The 25164-nt window shown below is 60.7% G+C and carries 20 protein-coding genes, 2 pseudogenes and 1 riboswitch; of the genes and pseudogenes, 6 read left to right on the top strand and 16 right to left on the bottom strand.

All coding sequences use genetic code 11. The features are described 5' to 3' along the window. Positions 1-37: 37 nt before the first annotated feature. Positions 38-1684: a GNAT family N-acetyltransferase gene (locus G3A56_RS18245; RefSeq protein ID WP_082185760.1), complete on the bottom strand. Its 1647-nt coding sequence runs from the start codon at positions 1682-1684 to the stop codon at positions 38-40. Positions 1685-1919: 235 nt separating this feature from the next. Here G3A56_RS18245 and G3A56_RS18240 point away from each other — a divergent pair, with 235 nt between their 5' ends. After that, positions 1920-2654 carry an SDR family NAD(P)-dependent oxidoreductase gene (locus G3A56_RS18240; RefSeq protein ID WP_164056767.1) on the top strand — a complete coding sequence of 245 codons (735 nt, stop codon included), beginning with the start codon at positions 1920-1922 and terminating at the stop codon, positions 2652-2654. A gap of 37 nt (positions 2655-2691) precedes the next feature. Next, positions 2692-4044, top strand: coding sequence for an aspartate aminotransferase family protein (locus G3A56_RS18235; RefSeq protein WP_082186077.1), 1353 nt, complete (start codon positions 2692-2694; stop codon positions 4042-4044). Positions 4045-4102: 58 nt separating this feature from the next. On the opposite strand, the gene G3A56_RS18230 is transcribed toward G3A56_RS18235, so the two are convergent. Continuing rightward, positions 4103-4540: an EamA family transporter gene (locus tag G3A56_RS18230; RefSeq protein WP_082185761.1), complete on the bottom strand. Its 438-nt coding sequence runs from the start codon at positions 4538-4540 to the stop codon at positions 4103-4105. Positions 4541-4731: 191 nt separating this feature from the next. Continuing rightward, positions 4732-6078 carry a dicarboxylate/amino acid:cation symporter gene (locus tag G3A56_RS18225; RefSeq protein WP_035220882.1) on the bottom strand — a complete coding sequence of 449 codons (1347 nt, stop codon included), beginning with the start codon at positions 6076-6078 and terminating at the stop codon, positions 4732-4734. Positions 6079-6314: 236 nt separating this feature from the next. Between G3A56_RS18225 and G3A56_RS18220 the strand changes: the two genes are divergently transcribed. Both G3A56_RS18220 and G3A56_RS18215 read left to right on the top strand, forming a co-directional pair. Next, on the top strand, positions 6315-8147 hold the full coding sequence (locus tag G3A56_RS18220; RefSeq protein WP_164056766.1) for a sensor histidine kinase: 1833 nt from the start codon (positions 6315-6317) through the stop codon (positions 8145-8147). 1 nt (position 8148) lies between these two features. Beyond that, positions 8149-9512: pseudogene (locus G3A56_RS18215) on the top strand (sigma-54-dependent transcriptional regulator). 196 nt (positions 9513-9708) lie between these two features. Here the strand turns inward: G3A56_RS18215 and G3A56_RS18210 are convergent. After that, on the bottom strand, positions 9709-10212 hold the full coding sequence (locus G3A56_RS18210) for a BA14K family protein (RefSeq protein WP_082185763.1): 504 nt from the start codon (positions 10210-10212) through the stop codon (positions 9709-9711). A 177-nt stretch (positions 10213-10389) separates the two neighbouring features. On the opposite strand from G3A56_RS18210, the gene G3A56_RS18205 reads away from it, so the two are divergent. Continuing rightward, positions 10390-11100, top strand: a complete 711-nt coding sequence (locus tag G3A56_RS18205; RefSeq protein WP_082186079.1) for a GntR family transcriptional regulator — start codon at positions 10390-10392, stop codon at positions 11098-11100. 74 nt (positions 11101-11174) lie between these two features. On the opposite strand, the gene G3A56_RS18200 is transcribed toward G3A56_RS18205, so the two are convergent. Together G3A56_RS18200 and alr are read right to left on the bottom strand one after the other, a co-directional pair. Beyond that, complete coding sequence (locus tag G3A56_RS18200) at positions 11175-12431, bottom strand: D-amino acid dehydrogenase (protein WP_082185764.1); 1257 nt, start codon at positions 12429-12431, stop codon at positions 11175-11177. Between the two features lie 7 nt (positions 12432-12438). Beyond that, positions 12439-13605 carry an alanine racemase gene (alr, locus tag G3A56_RS18195; protein WP_082185765.1) on the bottom strand — a complete coding sequence of 389 codons (1167 nt, stop codon included), beginning with the start codon at positions 13603-13605 and terminating at the stop codon, positions 12439-12441. A gap of 127 nt (positions 13606-13732) precedes the next feature. Here alr and G3A56_RS18190 point away from each other — a divergent pair, with 127 nt between their 5' ends. After that, positions 13733-14191, top strand: coding sequence for an Lrp/AsnC family transcriptional regulator (locus tag G3A56_RS18190; protein ID WP_003500727.1), 459 nt, complete (start codon positions 13733-13735; stop codon positions 14189-14191). Positions 14192-14407: 216 nt separating this feature from the next. On the opposite strand, the gene thiD is transcribed toward G3A56_RS18190, so the two are convergent. From thiD to G3A56_RS18140, 10 genes and pseudogenes are all read right to left on the bottom strand, one after another. After that, positions 14408-15205, bottom strand: a complete 798-nt coding sequence (gene thiD, locus G3A56_RS18185; protein WP_082185766.1) for a bifunctional hydroxymethylpyrimidine kinase/phosphomethylpyrimidine kinase — start codon at positions 15203-15205, stop codon at positions 14408-14410. Beyond that, positions 15202-15864, bottom strand: a complete 663-nt coding sequence (gene thiE / locus G3A56_RS18180; protein WP_003500729.1) for a thiamine phosphate synthase — start codon at positions 15862-15864, stop codon at positions 15202-15204. Before thiE ends, thiD begins: the two co-directional genes overlap by 4 nt. Further along, a complete protein-coding gene (locus tag G3A56_RS18175; protein WP_082185767.1) occupies positions 15851-16591 on the bottom strand; it encodes a hydroxyethylthiazole kinase in 741 nt (246 codons plus the stop codon). The genes thiE and G3A56_RS18175 overlap by 14 nt, the downstream gene beginning before the upstream one ends. Positions 16592-16593: 2 nt before the next feature. After that, positions 16594-17538: an ABC transporter substrate-binding protein gene (locus G3A56_RS18170; protein WP_164056765.1), complete on the bottom strand. Its 945-nt coding sequence runs from the start codon at positions 17536-17538 to the stop codon at positions 16594-16596. Next, positions 17535-18320 carry an ABC transporter permease gene (locus tag G3A56_RS18165; RefSeq protein WP_082185768.1) on the bottom strand — a complete coding sequence of 262 codons (786 nt, stop codon included), beginning with the start codon at positions 18318-18320 and terminating at the stop codon, positions 17535-17537. The genes G3A56_RS18170 and G3A56_RS18165 overlap by 4 nt, the downstream gene beginning before the upstream one ends. 128 nt (positions 18321-18448) lie before the next feature. Next, positions 18449-18551: riboswitch (TPP riboswitch) on the bottom strand. 36 nt (positions 18552-18587) lie between these two features. After that, positions 18588-20578, bottom strand: a pseudogene (locus G3A56_RS18160) (alpha-glucosidase). Positions 20579-20590: 12 nt separating this feature from the next. After that, complete coding sequence (locus tag G3A56_RS18155; protein ID WP_003500737.1) at positions 20591-21448, bottom strand: carbohydrate ABC transporter permease; 858 nt, start codon at positions 21446-21448, stop codon at positions 20591-20593. A 4-nt stretch (positions 21449-21452) separates the two neighbouring features. Further along, a complete protein-coding gene (locus G3A56_RS18150; protein ID WP_035243565.1) occupies positions 21453-22364 on the bottom strand; it encodes a carbohydrate ABC transporter permease in 912 nt (303 codons plus the stop codon). Positions 22365-22539: 175 nt separating this feature from the next. Beyond that, positions 22540-23775 (bottom strand): ABC transporter substrate-binding protein, encoded by a 1236-nt coding sequence (locus G3A56_RS18145; RefSeq protein WP_003500742.1) that lies wholly within the window; start codon positions 23773-23775, stop codon positions 22540-22542. Between the two features lie 53 nt (positions 23776-23828). Next, entirely contained in the window at positions 23829-24905 is a 1077-nt protein-coding gene (locus tag G3A56_RS18140) for an ABC transporter ATP-binding protein (protein ID WP_035243610.1), read from the bottom strand. Positions 24906-25164 lie beyond the last annotated feature (259 nt).

Raw genomic sequence — 25164 nt, 5'->3', positions numbered from 1 at the left:
GCCGGGGTTTCCTGCCGCAACTTACAGATCATTGTCTTCAATGCAAAACCTTTGGCGGGTGCCAGCGTTTGCCCGTTGTTTTCGGCTTGGCTACCAGCGTGATGACATCGGCCGGAACCGGGACCTTCGCCTTCGGCAGGTCCAGCCGGGCAAGTGCTGTGCGCGCCTTTTCGGCATATTCCAGATGGGCGGCGTCGTCCGAATGATAATGCTGCAGCCTGTCGAGGATTTCCGCACCTTCCACCGTTCTTTCGGCGGCAATGAGGGCGACGGCGCATTTATAGAGCGCCTCGCGGTGGAAGGGAGCGCGATTGGTCACCTGACGGAAGGCCTCAGAGGCTTCATTATATTGTTGCTGCGCCAGCCGGGCCTCGCCGATGCGCAGCCACAGGAGAACCGGGTCCTGACCGCTGCCGAGAAGCCCGAGGAAGGCGATTTCCGCTTCCCGAAATTCGCCCCGGTCGAATGTCAGATTGGCCAGCCCGAATTGCGCGCCGAGATGGTCGGGTGCTGCCGCCAGCACCTGGGAAAAAGCGATGTTGGCGGCCGCCTTCTTGCCCATCTTGTAAAGCTTTAGGCCCTCCTGATAGACGAAGCGTATGCTGCGCGGGTGGAGCGTGCCGCCGAGATTGTCGCCGGAGCGGGTGCGGAACAGCGTGCAGCTGAGCTTGTGCTCCTCCGGTCCGAAGAAATATTTATATGGCTCGTTGCCGCGCAGGAAATCATAGGTCTTGAAACCCTGCTCGATCGCCCTGCGAATGCAGTGCCCGTGCAGCACGAGGCCGGGTGAAGGGGTCTTCCAGTTCTCGTCGCGGCCGGTGATGTAGAACAGCACCGACATTTTCTGCCGGTCGATGATGTTGGCGAGCGCCCCGAGCGGCTGGTCTCCGAACCAGAGGACCGGTACTTCCAGATCGCCGCGAATATAGACATCCATCAGCATTTGCCGCGTCGCGCCGATCAGGAGTTCCGTGCGCTCCTTGCCCTTGTGGGGCGCCCAGCGGATGCGCCAGAAATCGAACAGGATATCCATGTCCCGCTTGATCGTTTCGCGCGTCGCGAAAGTGATGCGATATTCGTCACCGCCTTCCACCTTCCTCATGAAACGCCGCAGCTTCTGACGTGTCTGGCTGCTCATATGGCTGTCGAGATAGCCGTCGAAGGTATCCGGCAGGGCCACGACCGGGCAGATGCAATTGTTGATGTTGTAGGGGTTGGTCGGCATGTTGTCGCGGAACATGACGAGTGGCCCCTGAAGTGCGCGGATCATCGCATCGCGCCGTTCCGGCGGGCCGGAGAGATAGTCGAGCTTGAGTTCGGTCCAGTTCTGCTGCCGAATAAACGAACAGAAACCGGCAACCGCGTGATTTTCATATTCCGGCAGGGTGATGAAGCCGGTGTAGTCCGCCGCTGCATTGCCGGCCATGACGATGCTGTCGTGGAAGCGGCCGGTTTTCTTGTCCGGTTCAGTGACGATGCGCAGCGGAAAAAACGCCACATAGGGCGAGCCTTCGGGGCGTTCCCTGAGCGCCAGGATGAACCAGCGCTTGCGGCGCGGCATGTAATCCCGCAGCCAGCCCCAGGACAGGAAATGCCGGGAATGGGGATCGGCCATGAACACCGCTTCCCAGTTTGACCGGATCGCCTCGAAGCCGGCGTCGGTGTCGATGATGTCGATACGCATTCTTGCCCCCTCCCAATACAGATCACAGATTCGGGAGGTTTCATTTTATGGGCAAATGGCCGGCTTCAAATATTCCCTTCGGGTGAAAGGCCTGCATCAAATGGGATTAGCCCGTGGCCTTTTCCGCCATCACCCGGCCGCGACAAAAAAGCCCTTGTCAGCCGGTGGCAGCACTCTAACATGCGGGTCGAATGTGCGATCGGCTCAACGGTGCACATGGCACGGGAGTTCTCATATGGCTGTTCCTTATATGCTTCTGACCGGTGCCAGCCGCGGAATAGGGCATGCCACGGTCAAGCTGTTTCAGGAGAAGGGCTGGAGAATTCTCACCGTATCGCGGCAGCCCTTTTCGGAGGAATGCCGCTGGCCTTCGGCACGGGAGAGCCACATCCAGGCCGATCTCGAGGACCTGTCCCGCATTGATGACCTCGCCGACGAAGTGCGCTCGCGCCTGCCGGAAGGAAAGCTTGCCGCTCTCGTTAACAATGCCGGTATCTCGCCGAAGGGTGAAGGCGGCAGCCGTCTCGGCGTTGCAGATACCACGGCCGAGATGTGGACACGGGTGCTCAACGTCAATCTCGTCTCCACGGCGCTGCTTGCCCGCGCACTTTTGCCGGAACTCGAAGCGGCCAAAGGCTGTATCGTCAACGTCACATCCATTGTCGGTTCACGGGTGCACCCTTTTGCAGGGGTCGCCTATGCGACATCGAAGGCAGCGCTTGCGGCGCTGACGCGGGAGCTGGCGCATGAATTCGGCCCGCGCGGCGTGCGCGCCAACGCCATTGCGCCCGGCGAAATCAACACCGCCATCCTTTCCCCCGGAACCGCCGAACTGGTGGAGGCGCAGGTGCCGCTCGGGCGGCTCGGCACCACGGCGGAGGTGGCGCAGACCATCTATTTCCTGTGCTCGGAGCAGTCGAGCTACATCAACGGCGCGGAAATTCTCATCAATGGCGGCCAGCACGTCTGACGCTTCAGCCCATCCAACCGAAACGGAGCCTTTATCCATGACCATCCTGCCAAATTCCGTCGAGGCACGCGATATCGCCTACCAGATGCATCCGAACGTCAACCTGCGCAAATTCGAGAAGACCGGCGGTCTGGTGATCGAAAGCGGCGACGGTATCTATGTGACCGATAGCAGCGGCAAGCGCTATATCGAGGCAATGGCGGGGCTATGGTCGGTGGCGCTTGGCTTCGGCGAACAGCGGCTGGTGGACGCGGCGACAAAGCAGATGCAGAAGCTGCCCTATTACCATACCTTTTCCTACAAGACGCACGGCCCATCCGTCGATCTTGCCGAGTTGCTGATCGAGCTTTCGCCGGTGCCGATGTCGAAGGTGCACTTCACGTCTTCGGGGTCCGAGGCGAATGATCTCGTCGCCAAGATGGTGTGGTATCGCTCCAATGCGCTTGGCAAAAAGGAGAAGAAGAAGATCATTGGCCGCATCAAGGGCTATCATGGCGTGACGATTGCATCCGCCTCGATCACCGGCCTGCCGCGCAACCATGAAAGCTTCGACCTGCCGCTGGACCGCATGCTGCATACGGCCTGCCCTTCCTATGTGCATTTCGGCAGGGACGGCGAAAGCGAGGCGGATTTTACCGCGCGTATCCTGAAGGAACTCGAAGATCTGATCCTCAGAGAAGGACCCGAAACCGTCGCAGCCTTCTGGGGTGAGCCGGTGATGGGTGCCGGTGGCGTTCTTCTGCCACCCGAAGGTTATTGGGAAGGCGTACAGGCAATCCTGAAGAAATACGACATTCTGCTTGTCGTGGACGAGGTGATCTGTGGTTTCGGCCGCACCGGAAAGATGTTCGCCTGCGAGACCTATGGGATCAAGCCTGATGTGCTTGTCGTTTCCAAGCAGATATCCTCATCCTACATGCCGCTTTCGGCGATCATCATGAATGACAGTTTCTACCAGCCGATTGCCGATGAGTCCGATCGGATTGGTTCCTTCGGCCATGGTTACACCGCCTCCGGCCACCCGGTTGCGACGGCCGTAGGCCTGGAGAACCTGAAGATCATTCAGGAGCGCGATCTGGTCGGCAATGTCGCGAGGCTGGAAGGCAAGTTCCTCGATCATCTGAAGGCGCTTGCCGGTCACTCGCTGGTGCACTCCTCGCGCGGCGTCGGCCTTCTCGGCGCGCTGGAGATAAAGCCATGGGAGGGCACGAAGCCTGGCGATGCGACGCTTGCCATCGCGGCTGCCATTGAGGACGAGGGCGTTATCACCCGTCCGATCGGCGAATCCATCTGCTTCTGCCCGCCGCTTATCATCACGGCCGAGCAGCTTGACGACCTGTTTGCCGGTGTGAAGCGTGGTCTGGACAAGGTTGCGGCGGCGCGCGCCTGATGACTTTGCGAATCTCCCGGCCGGTTCGTCCGGCCGGGACATTCGCTGCTAGCTCACCTTATCCCCGGTATGCCACAAGCACCGCGCCGCACGCGATCAGCACCACGCCCAGCCAGTTAGGCAGCGACAGCTTTTCCCCCAGAAACAGAACCGCGAAGACGGCGACGAAGACGACGCTGAGCTTGTCTATGGGGGCGACGCGGGCGGCGTCGCCGATTTTCAACGCCCGGAAGTAACATATCCACGAGGCGCCGGTCGCCAGACCGGAAAGTACGAGAAAGATCCAGGTCCGTGCCGAAATGGTGGAGGGATGCTGCCAGTTGCCTGTGACATAAACCATCAGGCCGGCAGCGGCGAGGATGACGATGGTGCGGACGAAGGTGGCGAAATCGGAATTGACGTTTTCTATGCCGATCTTCGCGAAAATCGCGGTCAATGCAGCGAAAGCCGCCGATAGCAGTGCCCAGAATTGCCAGGCCAGAAACAGGTTCTTCATGCGGGCCTACTCCGTTCTTCGCATTCGTTCTTCCTATTCGGCTCTACAACATCGTAAAGCTTATAAAAACCGTTTTCGGTACGCAGGTGGTTTTGAACGATGAAAGGCCGGAACATCGATCCCGATGCGCCGGCCTTCATGCGAGAGCCTGCCCGGACAAACCGGGACAGGCCGGACCTTGGGAGGTCGTATTATTCGGCGGGCTGAACCGAAGCCGGAAGCTGATCCACATCGGCGATGCCGGTGAATTCTTCCTTGCCGCTCAGGACGCGGGCAAGCTGGTCCTGATCCAGTTCGCCTTCCCAACGGGCAACGACGATGGTGGCGACCGCATTGCCGACGAAGTTGGTGAGGGCGCGGCATTCCGACATGAAGCGGTCGATGCCGAGGATCAGCGCCATGCCGGCGACCGGAACGGAAGGCACGACGGAGAGCGTTGCGGCGAGCGTGATGAAGCCCGCGCCGGTGATGCCGGCAGCACCCTTGGAGGAGAGCATGGCCACCAGCAGCAGCAGGATCTGTTCGCCGAAGGAGAGGTGGATGCCGGTCGCCTGCGCGATGAAGAGGGCCGCCAGCGTCATGTAGATGTTGGTGCCGTCAAGGTTGAAGGAATAACCGGTGGGAATGACGAGGCCGACGACGGAGCGCTTGCAGCCGGCCTTTTCCATTTTGCTCATCAGGCCCGGCAGGGCGGCTTCGGAAGACGAGGTGCCGAGAACCAGAAGCAGTTCTTCCTTGATGTAGCGGATAAGCGCGACGATGGAGAAGCCGTTATAACGGCAGACCGCGCCGAGCACCACGAACACGAACAGGAAGGACGTGACGTAGAAGGTGCCGATCAGCATGGCGAGGTTGGTGACGGACGAGATGCCGTATTTGCCGATGGTAAACGCCATGGCGCCGAAAGCGCCGATGGGGGCGGCCTTCATCAGGATGGCGACCAGCTTGAAGATCGGATACATCAGGGCATGCATGAAATCGGTGACGGGCTTGCCCTTTTCACCAACGATGCCGAGCGCGATACCGAACAGAACCGAGAAGAACAGCACCTGCAGAATGTCACCGCTCGCGAATGCACCGACGATGGTGGTCGGGATGATGTTCATCAGGAAGCCGGTGATGGTCTGCTCATGGGCCTTGTCGGCATAGGTCGCGACGGCCTTGGCGTCCAGCGTGGAAGGATCGATGTTCATGCCGGCGCCCGGCTGCACGGTGTTGGCGACGATGAGGCCGACAATGAGCGCGAGGGTGGAGAATACCAGGAAGTAGATCATGGCCTTGCCGGCCACGCGTCCGACCTTCTTCATGTCGTTCATGCCGGCAATGCCGGTTGCGACGGTGAGGAAGATGACGGGAGCGATAATCATCTTGACGAGACGGATGAAACCGTCGCCGAGCGGCTTCAGCTCTTCGCCGAAGGCGGGATAAAAATGGCCAAGCGCGATACCGGCGATAATGGCCACCAGAACCTGGAAATACAGGTGCTTGTAAAATGGCAGTTTGGCGTGGCCTGCGGCCACGGCTGTCGTATCGATCATGTTTTTTCCTCCTCGGCCTCACCCTGCCTTTATTGGCCTCCCGGGATCGCCGTGACGTTGACGGCTTCGCGCCGATTGAGGAGTCATCTGCAATACGCATGCCAGACTTGCTTATTTGGCGTAACTGACTGATTTGAAAAGTACTTTTTATTGATGCTTCCCCGACTCACAGCCATTTGTGCGGAATTCCGGACAAAATCCCTTGCGGTCTGTGTGTAAATCCGCACAATTAATGCATGAGCTATCAAGATCTGGCACCTCATTCCCAAGCGAAACGGCGAGCGCAATGGCTGGCGCTGGCCGGCCTGTGGCTGCTCGTCAGTCTGGGTATTTTGCTGGTGGCCGATGAGTTTGCGCGAAACCAGGCAATGCGCACCGCCGCGTCCGAGGCTTCCACCGATGCGGAACTGAAGATTGCGCTTCTGAATGTCGCGCTGGAGCGGCCGCGCGCCATTCCGCTGGTTCTGTCGGGTGATCCCGATCTTGCAACCGCATTGGACGGCGGTGGCCCTGCCGCCCTCGACCGGTTGAACCGCAAGCTGGAAGGGCTGATCGAGGGCACGCAATCCTCGGTAATCTATGTGACCGGACCGACCGGCTTGACCATTGCCTCCAGCAACTGGCGGCAGGCCGATAGTTTCGTGGGCTCCAATTATGCATTCCGGGAATATTTTCAGGCGGCGATGAAGACCGGCATGTCCGAACATTATGCGCTTGGCAATGTCAGCCGCCGGCCGGGTCTTTACATCTCCCGCCGCATCGATGCCGCCGATGGGCGGCCGCTCGGTGTCGTTATCGCCAAGGTGGAGTTCAATCGGCTGGAAGCGGATTGGAATATCGGCGGAAAGCCGGTCTATGTGGTCGACAGGAACGGCGTGGTGCTGATGACGAGCGTGCCGGAATGGCGCTTCAAGACCGTCACACCCATTGACGAGGCGCAGCGGAAAACCATTTCCGAGAGCCTGCAATTTGGCAATGAGGCGCTTTCATTATTACCATTCCGGGCGGGACGGTCGCCGCAGGATGGAACACCACTCATCCACGTTGACGAACCCGGCCGCGAGCGCGGCGATTATCTGCGGCTGGAAACACCGGTGCCGACGACGTCCTGGACCCTGCATTATCTGCAGCCGGTAGCGCCGGCGCTGAACGCCGCCATTCGCGAGGGCAGGGTGGTGGCGCTGGCGACGCTGATGCCGCTTTCGGCTCTCTGGCTGTGGCGCAGGCATAAGGCGCTAAAGGAAAAGGAAGAGGAGCAGCGCGCCCGCACCGAGCTGGAAATGAAGGTGCAGGAGCGGACCCGCGACCTGACGAAGACCCGCGACCATCTGCAGGCCGAAATCGCCCTGCACGAAAAGACCACGGGTGAGTTGCGCAATGTGCAGCACGAGTTGGTGCAGGCCAACCGCCTCTCCATTCTGGGGCAGGTGGCGGCGGGCGTGGCGCATGAGATCAACCAACCGGTCGCGACCATCCGCGCCTTTGCCGACAATGCCCGCACCCTGCTCAAACGTGACCGCATGTCGGAAGCCACCGAAAACCTCGAAAACATCGCGGCGCTGACCGATCGTATTGGCACGATTACCGGTGACCTGAAGATATTGGCCCGCAAGGGGCGCACCGCTGCTGAGCCTGTCAGTGTCAGACTGGTCATAGAGGGCGCGGTCATGCTGTTGCGCAGCCGTTTTTCCGGCCAGATGGATGCACTGAATATCGTGCTGCCGGATCAGGAGCTGAAGGTGCTCGGCAGCCGTATCCGGCTCGAGCAAATCCTCATCAATCTTCTGCAAAACGCGCTGGAAGCCACTGAAGCGATTGAGGCGGCCCGTGTCGAAGTGCGTGTGCGCGACGAAGGTGACATGGTCGTGCTTTCGGTCAGCGACAATGGCACGGGTATTCCCGAAGCAATCCGTGCCCAGCTTTTTTCGCCCTTCAACACCTCCAAGGAAAGCGGCCTTGGCCTTGGCCTCGTCATCTCCAACGATATCGCTTCCGACTATGGCGGGCATATCGAGGTGGAGAGCGGCACGGCGGGCACGTGTTTTTCCGTATATCTGAAGCGAGCATGACATGACGGTGGATGGAACCATATTCCTGGTCGACGACGACTCCCAGCTGCGCAAGGCGATGGTGCAGACGCTGGAACTCGACGGATTGCCGGTCACTTCCTTTTCCCGTGCCGAGCAGGCGCTGGCGGCCCTGAACGAGGATTTCGATGGCGTCGTCATAACCGATGTGCGCATGCCCGGCATGACCGGGCTTGAGTTCTTCGACCATGTCCGCAAGATCGATGCCGATCTGCCGGTCATTCTCATCACCGGCCACGGCGATGTGCCGATGGCGGTCGATGCGCTTCACAATGGCGCCTATGATTTCATCGCAAAGCCTTTTCCCGCCGAACGCATGGTGGAGAGCGCCCGCCGGGCGTTGGAAAAGCGCCGTCTCGTGCTGGAAAATCGTGCGCTTCGCCGGGCGGCGGGGCAGGCGGAAGACGACCTGCCGCTGATCGGCCAGACGCCGGCCATGGAGCGCCTGCGTACCACGTTGCGGCACATTGCCGATACGGATGTGGATGTGCTGGTGGCAGGAGAGACGGGCAGCGGCAAGGAAGTGGTGGCAACAGCGCTTCACCGTTGGAGCAAGAAACGCTCAAAGGGCAATTTCGTGGCGCTGAATTGCGGTGCGCTGCCGGAAACGGTGATCGAAAGCGAGCTTTTCGGCCATGAGCCGGGGCTTTCACCGGCGCCCAGAAAAAACGCGTCGGGCGCATCGAACATTCAAGCGGCGGCACGCTGTTTCTGGACGAGATCGAAAGCATGCCGCTTGCCGTGCAGGTGAAGATGCTGCGCGTTCTGGAAATGCGCGAGGTCTCCCCGCTTGGTTCCAACGAGGAGCGGCCGGTCGATATTCGTGTGGTGGCGGCGGCCAAGGTCGATCTGGGTGATCCGGCCGAGCGCGGCACGTTTCGCGAGGACCTCTATTACCGGCTGAACGTGGTGACGCTGTCGATACCGCCGCTGCGCGAACGCAAGGCGGATATTCCGCTTTTGTTTTCGCACTTCGTCACCAAGGCCGCCAACCGTTTCAACATGCCGGTGCCGCAAATCAGTGCCGGCGTTTCCCGCCGCCTCAACGACCACGACTGGCCGGGCAATGTGCGTGAACTCGGGCATTTCGCTGAAAGGGTGGTGCTGGGTCTGGAGACGGAAGCGGCCGCCACGCCTGTTTCGCAATCGACCACTCTGGCTTCCGGCACTCTCCCGGAGCGGATGGACGAGATCGAGGCGCAGATCATTCGCGAAACTCTGGTTCAGTCGAACGGCGATGTAGCGGAAACCATCGCAACGCTCGGCATTGCCCGCAAGACCTTTTACGACAAGCTGCAACGCCACGGCATCAACCGGGCGGATTATGTGAAGAACGGTGGGGCGTGAAAAGAGCCGTGACGCTTTGAGCTGCGCTTCCCCAAACCGGGCGTCATCCTCGCTCTTGAGGCGAGGATCCATCGGCGCTCGGAAGTGTGGATCTTCGCCTCAGGGGCGAGGATGACGGAGAAGAAATTCTAGCGCGTCGCCAGCATTTGCGCTGAAGGCTTTCGGCTGTTGCTTCTGCCGGCACCCGCTTTCCCGATCAGCCCGCTACGCAGAAATGACGCTGACCGTCATAATCCGTGTAAGTGCCGGTGCGGGTGTTGAAGCTTCTGTAACGCTGCGAGCAATAGTCGTACCAGGCGTTGGTCCACGGCTCGATGGTGCGATAGGTCTGGCGCTGGTTATAGACCGGGCGGCTGTCGTAGACCGGTTGGGCGCGGTAAACGGGTGCCGGGCGGTAAACCGGCTGCGGCGCTGCCCGGTAATAACGGTAGTCCGGCTCTTCGTAGACATAGCTTGGCTCATAGGCCTGATAACGGCGCGGCGGCTCATCTATGTAGACGCGCTCGTCGTCCACCGGTGCCGGGCGGGAGAGGGCGGAACCGACGGCGACACCGGCGGCAAGGCCAAGCACGCCACCCAGAATGGCGGCATCGCGACGGTCGCGGCGGCCCCAGTCATCGGCGGATGCGCTGTTGAAGGGCACGATGGTGGCGGCGGCGACGGCGATAGCCAGAACGGTTTTAGCTGCAAAGGACGACATGGTCTTCTTCCATCCGGATGGCAGGGCGCTGCCAGTTGCAAATTCGATGGTTAAAGAAATATAGCCGCCCTGCTGAACGGGCGCTGAATGAATTGTGGCGGGCTGGCGGCAGCTCGCAATTCCTGTTTGCGCAGGCCGCGCTTCGCGCTAGAACTCAAGTTCAAACAGGACACGTCCATGAGCCTTGCCCATATAACCGTCAATTCCGATTCATCCCACGAAGATCGTGCCCAGGCTATTCGAGATACGTTGCGCGATGCGATTGTCGACAGACGGCTTGCACCGGGAACGAAACTGTCGGAATCGGAAGTGGGAACGCTGTTCGATGTCAGCCGCACGGTGGTGCGGGCGGCTCTTCAGATGCTGGCTTACGAAGGGCTGGTCAAGGCCGAGCGCAACCGCGGCGCTTTTGTCTCCAATCCCACACCGGACGAAGCGCGGCAGGTTTTTGCTTCGCGCCGGCTGATCGAGCCCGGCGTTCTGGACGCCGCAATCGACAAGATCACGCCTGCGGCGGTGAAGCAGCTGAGAGAGCATCTTGTTCAGGAGAGCCGCCACCAGCATGAGCGCGGCCCGAACGCCAGACGCGCGGAAATCAAGGCATCAGGCGATTTTCACCTGATGCTGGCCTCGCTTGCCGGCAATGCCATTCTCGAGAAATTCATGGACGAGCTGGTTGCCCGCTCGTCGCTGGTTATTGCGCTCTACGGGCGCTCGGGCGTTTCAAGCTGTGGCCACAACGATCATGCCGACCTGCTCGATGCATTGGAGGCGAAGGATGCGGCAAAGGCCCGGGCGCTGATGCTGCAGCACCTCGATCACATCGAAGCCGATCTCGACCTTCGCATGAAGGAAGGTCTGGCGCTGAAGGATGCACTGGCGCTTTAGGATAATTGAGCGACCCGCCCAGTCTGGTGGACCCTCGCCTCAAGGGCGAGGGTGACGGAAATTTGTCCTTCGGACTAAGCCGCGTAACGGCTAAGAGCCAGATCGTGCGTGTCGATCTCCGGCTTGTTCCCGCTGATGAGATCTGCAAGCACACGGGCCGAGCCGCAGGACATGGTCCAGCCAAGCGTGCCGTGGCCGGTGTTGAGATAAAGATTGCTGTAGCGGGTGGCGCCGATCACAGGCGTGCCATCCGGCGTCATGGGACGCAGACCGCACCAGAATTTCGCCTGGGTCTGGTCACCCGCGCCGCCGAACAGGTCTTCGACCGAATGGGCCAGCGTTTCCTGGCGAGCGGCCGGCAAATCCTTGCTGAAACCAGCGATCTCGGCCATGCCGCCGGCGCGAATGCGTGAGCCGAGCCGGGTGATCGCAACCTTGAACGTCTCGTCCATGACCGTGGAAACGGGTGCGCGCTCCTCTTTCACGATCGGAACTGTGATGGAGTAACCCTTGACCGGGTAAACCGGCAGGGTAAGGCCAAGCTGGCGCACGAACTGCGGCGAATAGCTGCCCAGTGCCGCCACGAAAATATCGGCCTCCACCAGCCCACGGGTGGTCTCCACCGCCTTGACGCGTCCTGCCTCGACGACGGGGCGCATGATGCCGGTATCGTAAAGGAAGGTAACGCCCGCCTCTTCGGCCATACGCGCAAGTTCGGTGGTGAACATGAAGCAGTCGCCGGTCTCGTCGCCGGGCAGGCGCAGGCCGCCGACAATCTTTTCCTTCGAAGGGGAAAGGCCGGGTTCGATGGCGGCGCAGCCGTCGCGGTCGAGAATTTCAAAGGGCACGCCGCCCGCCGTCAGCACGTCCACGTCCTTGCCGATGGCATCGAACTGCTTCTGTGTGCGGAATACCTCCAGAGTGCCCTGCATGCGCTGGTCGTATTCTATGCCGGTCTCTTCGCGCAGCGCCATCAGGCAATCGCGACTATACTCGGCCACACGCACCATGCGGCTCTTGTTGATGGCATAACGCGCCGATGTGCAGTTACGCAGCATCTGGCTCATCCAGCGCCACGCCGCCGGATCGGCCGTTGGGCGAATAATCAGCGGCGCATGTTTCATGAACAGCCATTTCATCGCCTTCATCGGGATGCCTGGTGCGGCCCACGGTGAGGAATAGCCGGGGGAAACTTCGCCCGCATTGGCAAAGCTGGTTTCCAGTGCTGCAGCCGGCTGGCGGTCGATCACCGTGACCTTGTGTCCGGCTTTGGCCAGATACCAGGCGGATGTCACGCCGACGACGCCGGCTCCGAGGATAGTGACGTTCATGATCGTCTCACTTATGGCTGACAGATGTTGAAGCGACTGCCGGGGTTTCGCCCGGCTGAATATAGGTGCGGCGGTAACGGCGTCCGAGCCCGGTCAGGATTTCATAGGCGATCGTGCCCGCATCGTCGGCAATGTCTTCCAGCGTCTGCTCGGACCCGATCATCTGCACGAGACTGCCCTGGGTCAATGTTCCCTCGGGCAGGGCGGATATGTCGAGAATGATGCTGTCCATCGAAACGCGTCCCGCAATCGGCAGGCGTACGCCGTTATACCACGCCGCGCCGCGATTGCTGAGCGAACGCGGCAGCCCGTCAGCGTAACCGGCGGCGATCGCCGCAAGGCGCGTCGGGCCGGCTGTTTCGAAGGAACCGCCGTAACCGACCAGCGAACCTGCGGGAACCGTGCGGGTCTGGACGACGGCGAGATCCAGACGGACGACCGGCTTCATCGGGTTGGGACGGGCAATGGAGGGCGCGCCGCCATAAAGCGCGATTCCGGGGCGCAGCAGGTGGTTGTGGTAATCATTGCCGAGAAAGATGCCGCCGGAATTGGAAAAGCAGACAGGGGCATCAGGAAAGGCGACAGCGGCTTTTCGCATCACGGAAAGCTGCGCAGCATTGGAGAGGTGATCCGGCTCATCAGCGCAGGCGAGGTGGCTCATCACAAAGGCAATGTCGATACCCTCCAGCAGCTGCGGCCCGGAGGCGAGGACTCCAAGCTCTTCGGGAGAGAGGCCGAGACGGCACATGCCAGTATCGATCTGCACCGCGGCGGGCAGTGGCTTGCCGAGCTTTTTGGCATGGGCCGCCCATTGTGCGATCTGTTCCAGTGAATTCAGAACCGGAGTGACGGCCATGGCGGCGCAGGAGGTCTCGTTGCCGGGCTGAAGCCCGTTGAGGACGAAAATCCGCGCTTCTGCTGAAAGACGCAGCCGGAGCGCCAGCGCTTCATCAATGTGTGCAACGAAGAAATTGCGGCAACCTGCATCGAACAGGGTCTGTGAGACGATATCGGCACCGAGGCCGTATGCGTCGGCCTTGACGACCGCTGCCGTCTGAGCCGTGGGGGCCATGGCCGCAAGGGTCAGGTAATTGTCGCGCAATGCGCCGAGATCGATAGTCAGATGGCCGCTTGCACCACCGGCTGCCTGCTGGCGGCTGATCTGCATGTCCATGGTCGTTCACCCTCATTTTTATCATATGAGAGTATTGCAACGATTATCGAATTTCTTGGCTATTGTTCGAATAACATGCGATAAAATTCCACTCTACGCAACTTTCCTTGCCGTATTGGAATTTTCTATGTCGTCACTCGATGCGACCGACCGCCATATTATCCGCCTGCTCAGGCTCAATGCCCGCATCAGCAATGCGAAACTCGCCGCAGAGGTCGGCCTTTCGGCCTCCGCCTGCCTTCGCCGGGTCGATATTCTGGAGCGGGAAGGTATCATCAGGGGTTATACGGCGCTCACCAGCGGCCTTGCGGGCGGCGAGGTGATCTCGGTCATCGTGCAGATCACGCTCGATCGCCAGACGGAGGATTTTCTCAACCGTTTTGAAAACGCGGTGCGGCGTTATCCGGAAATCCGCGAATGTTACCTGATGACAGGCGGATCGGATTATTTCCTGCGTTGTGAAGCGGAAAGTGCGGGGGATTTCGAGCGTATTCACAAGGAGATTTTATCGAAGCTGCCGGGTGTTTCGCGGATTCATTCGAGTTTTGCGATCCGGAATGTGCTGGCGACGCCGAAGGCGCGGTAGCGTGGAGTGTGGGGCTTACCCCCCTCTGTCCTGCCGGACATCTCCCCTCAAGGGGGGGAGATCGACAAGTGGCCCGCTCCGCGCATTTCAGTCAGCGGACGAGACCCTAACACCGACGATAAAAGGGACCGAGCGACTGCCCCATCCGATCTCCCCCTTGAGGGGGAGATGTCCGGCAGGACAGAGGGGGTAAGCCCCACACTCCGTGTCTCGATGTCACCCCCACCACTTATAAAAATGATGCACCGGCCCTCGCCCCTGACCAACGGCAAGCCCACGGCCAGCGTCAAGCGCACCATTCAGGTAGTCCTTCGCCAGCCCCACCGCTTCCGCCAACTCATAGCCCATGGAGAGATAGGCGGTAATCGCCGCCGCCAGCGTGCAGCCGGTGCCGTGGTCGTTTTTCGTGTCCACCCGTGGCGCGGAAAGCGCCTGCATCGTGCCGCCTGCGAACAGATAATCCGTACTCTCAGGCCCATCGCCATGGCCGCCCTTGATGAGCACGGCTTTCGCGCCCGCCGTCAGGATCTTTTCTGCCTGACGGGTGATTTCGCTCTGCGTGGTTGCCAGCGGCGTGCCTGTCAGCAACGCTGCCTCTGGCAGGTTCGGCGTGACGATGGCGGCGAGCGGCAGGAGGTCGCGACGCAACGTCTCGATGGCGTCCTCATGCAGCAGCCGGTCGCCTGATGTTGCCACCATGACCGGATCGAGCACCACCGGTTGGGTCTGCTGCCGAAGCCGCGCCGCGATGGCGGCGATGGTTTCGATCCGCGATACCATGCCGATCTTCACTGCATTGACGGCAAGATCGGAAAAAACCGCATCCATCTGCGCGACGATGCTTGCGACGGAAATATCCTCCACCGCCGTCACGCCCCTGGTGTTCTGGGCGGTGATGGCGGTGATGACGCTGGCGGCATAGGCGCCGAGCGCCGAGAAGGTCTTGATGTCGGCCTGGATACCCGCGCCGCCACCGCTGTCGGAACCGGCAATGGTCAATGCAATGGCTGTCATGGCTGTCTCGCTTTCAGCGCCGTGTCGACTGCCGCGCGGAAGTCCTTGGTTGCGCTGGCAATATCGCCGGCGCGGAAGATGGCGGAAATGACCGCGACGCCATCCGCACCGGCGGTGACGACGGGTGGCACACGGGCAAGATCGATGCCGGCAATGGCGCCCACCGGCATTTCCGGCCGCCACTCACGCAAAAGGCCGCGCAGCAGCGTGAAACCATCGATACCGACCGGCTTGTCCGGATTGACCTTGGAAACCGTCTCGAACACGCCACCGATGCAGGCGTAGTCCGCGGGCATGGAGGCAGCCCGTTCGGCATCTGCCCGGTTCTTGACGGTAAGGCCGATGATTGCCTTTTCGCCGAGAATACGTCTGGCGGTTTCGGCGTCCATGTCGTCTGCGCCAAGATGCACCCCGTCCGCACCGGACGCGAGCGCCACATCCACCCGGTCGTTGATGACGAGCGGCACGCCGGTGCCGGCGATAGCCTCGTGGATGGCCCGCGCGTTCTCGATCATTTCACGAGTCGAGCCATGCTTGTCACGATATTGCAGGATGGTTGCGCCGTTGAGCGCGGCCGCCAGAGCAAGCTCGGCCAGGGGCGCGACATCGCCGAGGCTCGCATCGACCAGCGCATTCAGGCGGTAATCAACCTTGTTCATGCTCGATCCTTGCATGTCTTGTTATCTCCTCACTGGAAACTTCGGAAAGCGCATCCAGAAACGCCGGTTCGAATGTGCCGGGACCCTTTGCGTTGACGGCGGCGATTTCGGCGGAAACGCCGGTGACGGCGAGTGCAGCGGCCGCGGCTGTCAGCGCGTCCTTTTCCACCGCCATGAAGGCAGCGATGACGCCGCCAGAGAGGCAACCGGTGCCCGTCACCTTCGCCATCCACGGGTGGCCGTTGACGATGCTGACGCTCCGGGTGGCATCGCGCAGATGATCGACCGGCCCGGTCTCGATCCGCACCGCATCCGGTACGTCGCCAATCAGGCTCATCTCCGCGCGGTTGCCGCGCACGATGGTGGGTGAAAGCGCGATCAGTTCGCGTGCGAATTCCAGCCGCGACGGCGAATAGTCGCAATGCACGGGGTCGACGATCCAGGGTTTTGCCGATGCATTGGCGATCTCGATCGCAAGCCGGATAACCCTGCGCCGTTCCGCATCCAGCGTGCCGAGATTGACGGTAAGCGCATCCGCCTTGGCGACGAAACTCTCGATTTCCTCAAGCGAAGTGGTCATCGATGGAATGCCGCCGACGACGGTGATGCCGTCGGCGGTGAATTTCTGCACGACGGTGTTCATCAGGCAATGCACGCGCGGGCGCGCTTGCCTCACCCTTCCGAGGATCTCGGCGGCCTTTGCCGCTGTCGGAAAACTGTCTGCCATGGTCACTGCAGCTCCACGGCGATGTCGTCCGCCGCCGGCGCCTGCTTGATCAGCTGCATGTCCCGCATGAATTCGCCGAAGCGGGTGTAGCGGGTGCGATCGAGTGCGGCGGGACGCTTGGCGAAACGGGGCAACGTGTCGAAAAACGCCTGCTTGTTCAGCGCATCGTCAAGGTTCGGATAGGCCTTGATGAAAAGCTGCCAGGATTCCTGCGGATGGTTGGTGATGAAGATCGCGGCCTGTTCCACGGCGGAGAGGAAACGCGGCAGGCGGGTGTCCTTCGCAAGATCGCGATGGGTGACAAAGATCAGCTCGTCATAGGCAGGCACGCCATGTTCCTCTGGGAAGAAGGAGCGGCCCTCGTGCCCCTCAAGCTTCATCTGCGTCAGTTCGAAATTGCGGAAGCCGCCAAGCGTGGCGTCCACCTTGCCGGCGATCAGGGAAGGCGAGAGCGAAAAATTGACGTTGACGAGTTCCACATCGTCTTTCGTCAGGCCGTCCTTCTCCAGCATGCGCTTCAGCATGGCATCTTCAAAACCGGAAACGGAAAAGCCGATTTTCTTTCCCTTCAGGTCCTTCAGGCTTTTGATCGGCCCATCGGCCAGAACGGTGACGGTGTTGAGCGGCGTTTCCACCAGCGTACCGAAACGGACGAGCGGCAGCCCGGCATCGTGGTCGAGATAGAGATTAGGCTGGTAGTGGACGCCGATATCGGCCTGTTTTGCCGAGACCAGACGCGGCACGGCGGATGGGTCTGCCGGCGGAACCAGTTCGACCTCCAGCCCCGCATCGGCAAAGAGCCCGCGTTCCTTGGCGATCACCATCGGCGCGTGGTCCGGGTTCACGAACCATTCCAGCAACACGGTCAGCTTGTCGGCCGCCTGCGATTGCATGGGGGAAAGCACGCTTGCTGCCGCGACGACGAGGGAAAGAAGAGTTCGCTTCATGGTGCTGAAAGTCTCCGCAAATATTTGAAAGGAATGAGGTGTTCTGTCTCTTTGGCCCAAGGGGCCAGATTGGCTGTCGCCCGGTCGACGGCAAGCCGCAGCAGCACCGCCATGACGGCGAGAATGGCCATGGCGGCGAACATGGTGTCGGTCTGCATGCGGGCATTGGACTGGATCATGACGAAACCGAGCCCGGCCGAGGCGCCCACCCATTCGCCGATGACGGCGCCAAGCGGGGCGAGCGGTGCTGCGACCCTCAGACCGGAAATGAGCGAGGGGAGTGCCAGCGGCACACGCAGCCGGGTGAGGATCTGCCAGTGGCTCGCCTCCGTCAGCGAGGCGGCGTCGAGGATCGCACGGTCGGTGCGGTTGAGACCATCGGTGAAAGAGGAGGCGACGGGAAAGAAAATGATGATCCCTGTCATGACCACTTTCGAGGCCATGCCGAAGCCGAACCAGAGGACGAGGATTGGGGCCAGCACGAAAACCGGAAAAGCCTGCAACACCAGAACCATGGGCCAGACGAGGCGGCCAAGACGCGGGATGGCGGCAATCGTGAAGGCAACGAGAATGCCGGCCGTGACACCGGCGAAAAGCCCGACGGCCATTTCGCCAAACGTCACCATGGCCTGTCCGAACAGAAAACCCGGCTGGCGCAGGAAAGCGGCGGCGACATCGGCAGGCGAGGGCAGGATATAGCGCGGCGGCGCAAACAGCCATGTCCCTGTCTGCCACAGAATGAGCAGAAGCAGGACGCCGTTCAGCGCATGGGAGGGACGCATGGGCCGGACCTCAGACGCAACCGCACCATGTGCGAAGGACGGGAGGTTTCAGCATCATCATTCGGTCTCCAGATGTGACAATCACGGAGATCCGGGAAAAGCGGAGAAGAGAAAGGGCAGCACCTTGAAAGCGCGACAGTTTCCGTTCCTACGCCGGCATGACCCGGATCAGGTTCAAGGGTCCGGCTCATCGCCGTCTCAGCACCGTTCGGTGCTCCCCTCGGAATGGGTCGGAAACTGTCGCTTTTTTAGCTGGCTGTCAACGGCTCAGATGCTGCGAAGCTGTTCAAATAGCTGACGATGGCTGCTATCGGCGCGATAGAAGACAGCCGGTTGGCCAAGCGGCGCTTCGACGGTCGCCTCGCGTCCGCCGGGATGATGCTCGCCGCTCCACAAATGCACCCATTCCCCGTTGCCGGGAAGATAGAGCGTGCGCTGCTCTTCTCCGGCTTTCCAGACGGGTGCGACCAGCATATCGGCTCCGTAGAGATAGCAGTCCTGGAGGGTGTAGGTCTGCCGGTCATCTTCGTAATGCAGGAAAAGCGGGCGCTGCACAGGCAGTCCGGTCGTGGCCGCTTCGGCGGAAAGCGATTTCAGGTAGGGGCGAGTGCGGTGTAGAGGGTCGTCATGCGGGCGAAATGGGAAAGAACCGCGTCGTCCTGGTCGATCTGGAGGTTGTCGCGCGGGCGGTTGCCCTCATGGGTGCGCATGACGGGGGTGAAGGCGGCCATTTCCGCCCAGCGCATGATGAGTTCCGCTGTTCTGACATTGCCGAACAGGCTGGTATATCCGCCAATGTCGGAATGGTGATAGGCGTTGCCCATGAGGCCGGAAGAGAGCGCGCCGCAGATGACGGTGACGAGGCCGTCGTGACGGGAGAAATCGACCGACTGGTCGCCACCCCAGATGAGCGGGCAATGAGCCTGCACGCCGGTGAAGCCTGCCCGCATGAAGAACAGCGCCTCGCCAGTCTTGCCGCGGCTTTCGACGCCCTTCGCATTGACCTCGGCCCAGAGTGTGGGCCAGGCATTGTGCATCAGCTTGGCGTCGACGCCGTTCGACAGCGTGATGTCGATCGGCAGATATTCGCCGAAATCGGCCATCCAGCCGGAAAGGCCGAAATCCAGCATGTTCCGGCCGATGATCTCCTCGGCAAACCATTCGGCTGCGGCTGGATTGGTAAAATCGACCACGCCGCAATCGAATTCGCCGAAATCCACCAGCGCCGTCTTGCCGTCCGCGCCGGTGGCGAAATAACCGGCCGCTTCGGCCACGGGGAAAAGCGGTCCGTCGACGCAGAGATAGGGGTTCACGTAACCCAGAAAGCGGACGTCCTGATCGGCAAGCTCGGCTATCTTCTGGCGAAGATGCGGATAGCGGGTGTCATTGGCCTGCCAGTCCCAGAAGAGACGCGCGCCGAAGGATGTCTGGCGAAGCCCCACCCAGTCCTCGCACCACAGGCCTGAGACCTTCGTTCCGGCGGCGCGGATTTTTTCCAGCCGGGCAAAGGAGTTGACGCCGTCCTTTAACCCGATGATCGCGCCATTATAGACCCATTCCGGCAGTTCCGGCTGGCGACCGAACCGCAGCGAGAGGGCGGAAACGATATCGGTGAAATGATCGCCCGCGAAGAATTCGATACGCTCCGGGATCGTCCAGATCTCGATTTCGTGGAAATCGGCATTGCGGAAATCGAAGACCGAATAGGCCGTTGTTTCCACATGCAGCGCATATTTGCGCGAGGAGAGATAGGTCGGCTGCGGGTAGTTGGTGTTGTAATAGTCACCACCCGCCTTGCCGCTGACATCCGACTTGAAGGTGATTTCCGTTGTCTTGTCGCGGCCGACGCCGGGCTCCGACGTCCAGAGCGGGAAACGCCGGCCGCGCATGTCGAAATAGGACATTTGTTCGCCGCCGCCCCAGACATGCTCATCCGTTTCCGCGACGACCCGCAGCCACAGGCGGTTTATGGTCTCATCCAGCGCCGTGAACTGAATGGCATTGCCGTTCAGTGTAAGGCGAAGGCGTGGGGCCTGTCCGGGTGCGGAGGAAAACGTGACGCTATCGCCGCTGACTTCGGCATGGCGCAGCGCGGTTCGTTCGATGACATAGTCTTCGATATCGAAATTGCCGCGATACATCTCCATCCGCTCCTTGCCGAAGCCGGCAAAGATGGCCGGGTTCTCAGGCGAATGGGAAAGGATGATGCGGCCGCCGATTGCAAGCGTGAAGCCGTTGCTGGTCTTTTCGAATGACATGATTATACCTGTTTAGCCCTTGAGACCGCCGGCGGTGAGGCCGGAGACAACGCGTTCCTGAAAGATGACGATCAGGATGGCGACCGGCACGATGCCGACCACCAGTGCTGCCGAGATGACGGGCCAGGGGAAAGCGAACTCGCCCTGATAAAGCTGAATGCCGACAGGCAGCGTGCGCAGTGCTGGATTGGAATTGAAGGAAAGCGCCAGCAGGAATTCGTCCCAGGCGTTCACGAAGGCAAGAATGCCGGCGGTGAAGACGCCCGGTGCGCAGAGCGGCACCACCACCTTGAACAGCGCGCCGATGCGGGTGCAGCCATCGATCATGGCGGCGTTTTCCAGATCGCGCGGGATGCTTTCGAAGAATGACACCAGCATCAGCGTGCAGACCGGCAGGGAGAGCACGGTGTAAGGGAGGATCAGCGCCGTCCAGCTATTGAGCAGGTTGAGCGCGCGCATGATTTCGAACAGCGGCACCAGCAGCGTCACCAGCGGGAATGTGGAAACGGCGATGATGAGCGAGAGGATCAGCGCCCGGTATTTGAGGTCAAGCCGCGCCAGCGCGTAAGCCGCCAGCACCGAAATCAGGATGGTGAGTGCGGTTGAAAGAAGCGCCACCATGAAGCTGTTGAAGAGAAACAGATGCAGCGGCTGGTCGGAAAAAGCCTGCATGTAATTGGCAAGCGTCGGTGCATGCGGAAACCATGTGATCGGTTTGACCGTCAGTTCCGCTTCGGTTTTCAGCGAGGTGAACAGAATCCAGATTGCCGGAAACAGCCCATTGACCAGCAATATGGAGGCCGCAATGAAGCGCAGCGGCTTGCCGGAAAAGAAGGAGGACAGGCCGGAGGAGGTCGCAACGGTGCTCATGGGATCAGTCCTTCGTCCGGATAATGCGGAGATAAACGGCGGTGACGCACATGGAGAGCGCAAACATCATGACCGCCAGCGCCGAACCGTAACCGAGATCGAGGAAGGAAACGGTGTTCTGGTGAATATACATGGCAAGCGTCGTGGTGGATGTGCCGGGGCCGCCGCCGGTCATCATGTACGGAATATCAAAGGTCTGCAGCGCCGTGATCGTGCGGAAGATGAGGGCAACGACGATCGAGGGCTTGAGCAGCGGCAGCGTGATCTCGAAGAATTGCCTGAGCTTGCCGGCGCCATCCACATCCGCGGCCTCATAAAGCGAGCGTGGAATGGTCTGGAGGCCGGCAAGGATCATCAGCGCCATGAAGGAGGAGGTCTTCCAGATGATGGTCAGGCAGATGGCTGCAAAGGCCCAGTTCGGCGAGTTGAACCAGATGATGCCTTCAAAACCCAGCCGGTTCAGCACGTCGTTGACCACGCCATATTCGTAGTGGAAGAACCATGCGAAGATGAGGCCGGCAAAGGACAGCGGCAGCGCCCAGGGAATGAGCAGCGACAGGCGCATCGGCCATTGCATGGAAAAGGGCAGGTTGGCGAGCAGTGCCAGCCCGAGCCCCATGAACAGCGCGCCCGGCACGGTGATCAGCGTTATCAGCACCGTGTTCCAGGTCGTTTCCCAGAAAATCGGGTCATCGAGCATTGCCGTGTAGTTTTCAAAGCCGATGAATTCCGCCGGCAGGCCGGAGGTCAGTGAAAGGCTGAAAAACGAGGTATAAACGAGCCGCGCTACCGGATAGACGATGATGAGCGAGAGAAGAATGGCCGCAGGCGCCAGCAAAAGCACGGCAAGCGACCGGTCGCCGAGATCGAGCCACCGCGTCCAGCGCGGCAGCTTCTTCTCGTCCACCCTGACCATCGTTCTTTCCGGCATTGCCACGTCTGCCACTCCCGCAACTGGATTCACGTCATCGTCTCCCGATCGGACCGGTTAAGACCCGGCCCGTTTATCGCACCGCTTGCGCGGTTTTCACTGGTTCGATCAAAGCGGCCGGAAAGGGCATGGCAGGCATGCCGCTCCCCGGCCCTGAAGCTTAGCGCAGCACGCGCCGCAGACGGCTTTCCATCTGCTTTGCGCCGTCCTCCGGCGTCATCACACCCGCAAGCACGCCGTTGACGGTGGTGCGGATGGTTTCGCTGACCTCGTTGTAACGCGGCGTGACGGGGCGGGCCTTTGCCGTTTCAACGACGGGAAGGGCATCCGCAAACCACGGGATCGCCTTGGTGACATCGGCATCCTTGTAGAGCGAGGCATAGGTGGGCAGCAGCGTGGCGTTGATGGCCATGAATTTCGACACATCCTGACTGGAGAGATATTCCACCAGCTTCTTTGCTTCATCCTGCTGCTTGGAATAGGCGGACACGCCGAATTCCCAGCCGCCGAGGCAGGTCGTCTGCTCACCGCCCTTGACGGCCGGCAGGCGGGCGACGCCGACCTTGTCGTTGACCTGCGATTCCTTGCCCTGGAAATGGGTCCAAGCGTAAGACCAGTTGACGGCGAAGAGAACCTTGCCCGCCTGGAATTCCTTGCGGGTGTCGTCGGTCGCGACTTCGGAAATATTCTTCTTGGAAATGCCTTCGTCGACGAAGCTCTTCCAGAGCTTCAGCGAATCCACGGCCGCCTGATTGTCGAAGTTCAGCTTGCCATTTTCGACCAGCGACTTGCCTTCGCTCCAGTAGGGTAGCAGGAAGGTGCAGACGGCGCCTTCGATTGCCTTGCCCTGGAAGGAGAGACCTTGAAGTTCAGGGTTCTTTTCGCCTTCCATCACTTTCTTGGAGGCTTCCTTCAGCTCGTCCCAGGTGGTCGGCGGCTGGATGCCGTATTTGTCCAGCAGATCCTTGCGGTAATAAAGGAACATGGAATCGGCGAAGGCCGGCAATGCCACGATCTTGCCGTCCACGGTGTTGGCTTCGGCATAGGTCGGCAGATAGGCCGACATGTCCTTGCCGGAGAAGTCGCTGGTCCAGCCGGCAGTGGCGAATTGCGCCGGGCGGATGACGTCGAGCATCAGCACGTCGAGGCTGGAATCCTTGGCCGACATCACGGTGTTGAGATATTGCGCCTGCATTTCGGACGTATTGCCGCCGGTCTCGATCACCACTTTCACGCCGGGCGTCTTCGCCTCATATTGATCGAGCGCCTTGCGCCAGACATCGGGCTGGTGCTGGCTGGAAACGAAGACTTTGAGTTCGGCGTCGGCGAAGGCCTGTCCCGAAAAGGTGAGCATGGTCGCGCAGAGCGCTGCTCCCGTGATGGCTTTAAATTTCATGTTTTCCTCCCGTTATATAAATCTTTGGCCGGGCCGGTTGCGGCCCTGGCCGGTCAGTGAATGGAGCGCTCCGTCGCAGCGTCGAAAAGATGGACCTTGGACGGATCGACGCCGATCTTCAGCTCCTCGTTCGGTGCGGGTCGGAGCTGCGGCGGCATTCTTGCGGTGAGCGCCGCATCGCCAAGGCTGAAATGCACCAGCGTATCGGAGCCGAGCGGCTCCACCACCTGCACCTTGACGGCAAGCTGCGTATCGAAGCCCTCGGCCGGGCCAAAATGTTCCGGGCGAATGCCGACGATGACCTCCCGTCCATCGAGCGCCGCTTCGCGGGAAGGCCGGATGGCCGCCATCGGCAGGGAATTGCCGTCGGCAAAGGCAAGCCGGTCGCCGGTGACCCTGGCGCGGGCGAAATTCATGGCGGGAGCGCCGACGAAACCGCCGACGAACACGCTTTCCGGTCGGTTATAAACCTCATCAGGCGTGCCGACCTGCTCGATGTCGCCGCCGCGCAGGATGACGATGCGGTCAGCCAGCGTCATGGCCTCCACCTGATCGTGGGTGACGTAGATGATCGTGGTGCCGAGCTGCTGGTGCAGGCGCTTGATTTCCGTGCGCACCTGGCCGCGCAGCTTGGCGTCGAGGTTGGAAAGAGGTTCGTCGAACAGGAACACCTGCGGGCGGCGCACGATGGCGCGGCCCATGGCCACGCGCTGGCGCTGGCCGCCGGAAAGCTGGCCGGGGCGGCGGTCCAGAAGATGCTCGATACCGAGCATCCTTGCCGCCTCGTCGATGCTGGCATTGGCCTGCGATGCGCTGACGCCGCGCACCTTCAGGCTGAAGCCCATGTTCTCGCGCACCGTCTTGTGCGGATAAAGTGCATAGTCCTGAAACACCATGGCGATGTCGCGTTCGCGCGGCGGCAGCTTGTTGACGACGCGGTCGCCGATCATGACCTCGCCGCCGCTGATGCTTTCAAGCCCTGCGACCATGCGCAGCGTCGTGGATTTGCCGCAGCCGGAAGGGCCGACGAAAACCACGAATTCACCATCGTTGATTTCAAGGTCGATGCCCTTGACGATGCGCAGGGCACCGTAACTCTTGTCCAGCTTGCGCAGGCTGACCGAAGCCATATTTTCCTCCTCACGACCGGCGCGTCCAAAATCCGGATGGACGCAAAAGCCGGCATCAACCTTCAAGTTCCACGCACCGCATATTTGAAAAATCTGTCTCGATTGTCCGGCGATACCGTGGGATGGCTCAACGCCTGTCTCCCTAATTCCGTGATATTACCTTTCATAAAAAGGAAATCAATAGTGTATCAATTTTATTTCTGACAGAAATCAAAAACTATTAAGTCTTTGATTTAAAGAAATATATCCGCAAAATCCG

This window comes from Rhizobium oryzihabitans (assembly GCF_010669145.1).
GTDB classification, from domain to species: domain Bacteria; phylum Pseudomonadota; class Alphaproteobacteria; order Rhizobiales; family Rhizobiaceae; genus Agrobacterium; species Agrobacterium oryzihabitans.
Note: the sequence above shows the minus strand (reverse complement) of the source record. Positions and strands in the feature narration are given on the sequence as shown.

Coding starts and splice junctions, on each gene's coding strand:
- alr (WP_082185765.1), bottom strand. CDS start 13,605: ATGGACATGCAGATCAGCCGCCAGCAGGCAGCCGGTGGTGCAAGCGGC.
- G3A56_RS18230 (WP_082185761.1), bottom strand. CDS start 4,540: ATGAAGAACCTGTTTCTGGCCTGGCAATTCTGGGCACTGCTATCGGCG.
- G3A56_RS18220 (WP_164056766.1), top strand. CDS start 6,315: ATGAGCTATCAAGATCTGGCACCTCATTCCCAAGCGAAACGGCGAGCG.
- G3A56_RS18170 (WP_164056765.1), bottom strand. CDS start 17,538: ATGAAGCGAACTCTTCTTTCCCTCGTCGTCGCGGCAGCAAGCGTGCTT.
- G3A56_RS18190 (WP_003500727.1), top strand. CDS start 13,733: ATGTCGTCACTCGATGCGACCGACCGCCATATTATCCGCCTGCTCAGG.
- G3A56_RS18235 (WP_082186077.1), top strand. CDS start 2,692: ATGACCATCCTGCCAAATTCCGTCGAGGCACGCGATATCGCCTACCAG.
- thiE (WP_003500729.1), bottom strand. CDS start 15,864: ATGAACAAGGTTGATTACCGCCTGAATGCGCTGGTCGATGCGAGCCTC.
- G3A56_RS18200 (WP_082185764.1), bottom strand. CDS start 12,431: ATGAACGTCACTATCCTCGGAGCCGGCGTCGTCGGCGTGACATCCGCC.
- G3A56_RS18145 (WP_003500742.1), bottom strand. CDS start 23,775: ATGAAATTTAAAGCCATCACGGGAGCAGCGCTCTGCGCGACCATGCTC.
- G3A56_RS18225 (WP_035220882.1), bottom strand. CDS start 6,078: ATGATCGATACGACAGCCGTGGCCGCAGGCCACGCCAAACTGCCATTT.
- G3A56_RS18205 (WP_082186079.1), top strand. CDS start 10,390: ATGAGCCTTGCCCATATAACCGTCAATTCCGATTCATCCCACGAAGAT.
- G3A56_RS18140 (WP_035243610.1), bottom strand. CDS start 24,905: ATGGCTTCGGTCAGCCTGCGCAAGCTGGACAAGAGTTACGGTGCCCTG.
- G3A56_RS18175 (WP_082185767.1), bottom strand. CDS start 16,591: ATGGCAGACAGTTTTCCGACAGCGGCAAAGGCCGCCGAGATCCTCGGA.
- G3A56_RS18165 (WP_082185768.1), bottom strand. CDS start 18,320: ATGCGTCCCTCCCATGCGCTGAACGGCGTCCTGCTTCTGCTCATTCTG.
- G3A56_RS18155 (WP_003500737.1), bottom strand. CDS start 21,448: ATGAGCACCGTTGCGACCTCCTCCGGCCTGTCCTCCTTCTTTTCCGGC.
- G3A56_RS18150 (WP_035243565.1), bottom strand. CDS start 22,364: ATGGTCAGGGTGGACGAGAAGAAGCTGCCGCGCTGGACGCGGTGGCTC.
- thiD (WP_082185766.1), bottom strand. CDS start 15,205: ATGACAGCCATTGCATTGACCATTGCCGGTTCCGACAGCGGTGGCGGC.
- G3A56_RS18210 (WP_082185763.1), bottom strand. CDS start 10,212: ATGTCGTCCTTTGCAGCTAAAACCGTTCTGGCTATCGCCGTCGCCGCC.
- G3A56_RS18240 (WP_164056767.1), top strand. CDS start 1,920: ATGGCTGTTCCTTATATGCTTCTGACCGGTGCCAGCCGCGGAATAGGG.
- G3A56_RS18245 (WP_082185760.1), bottom strand. CDS start 1,684: ATGCGTATCGACATCATCGACACCGACGCCGGCTTCGAGGCGATCCGG.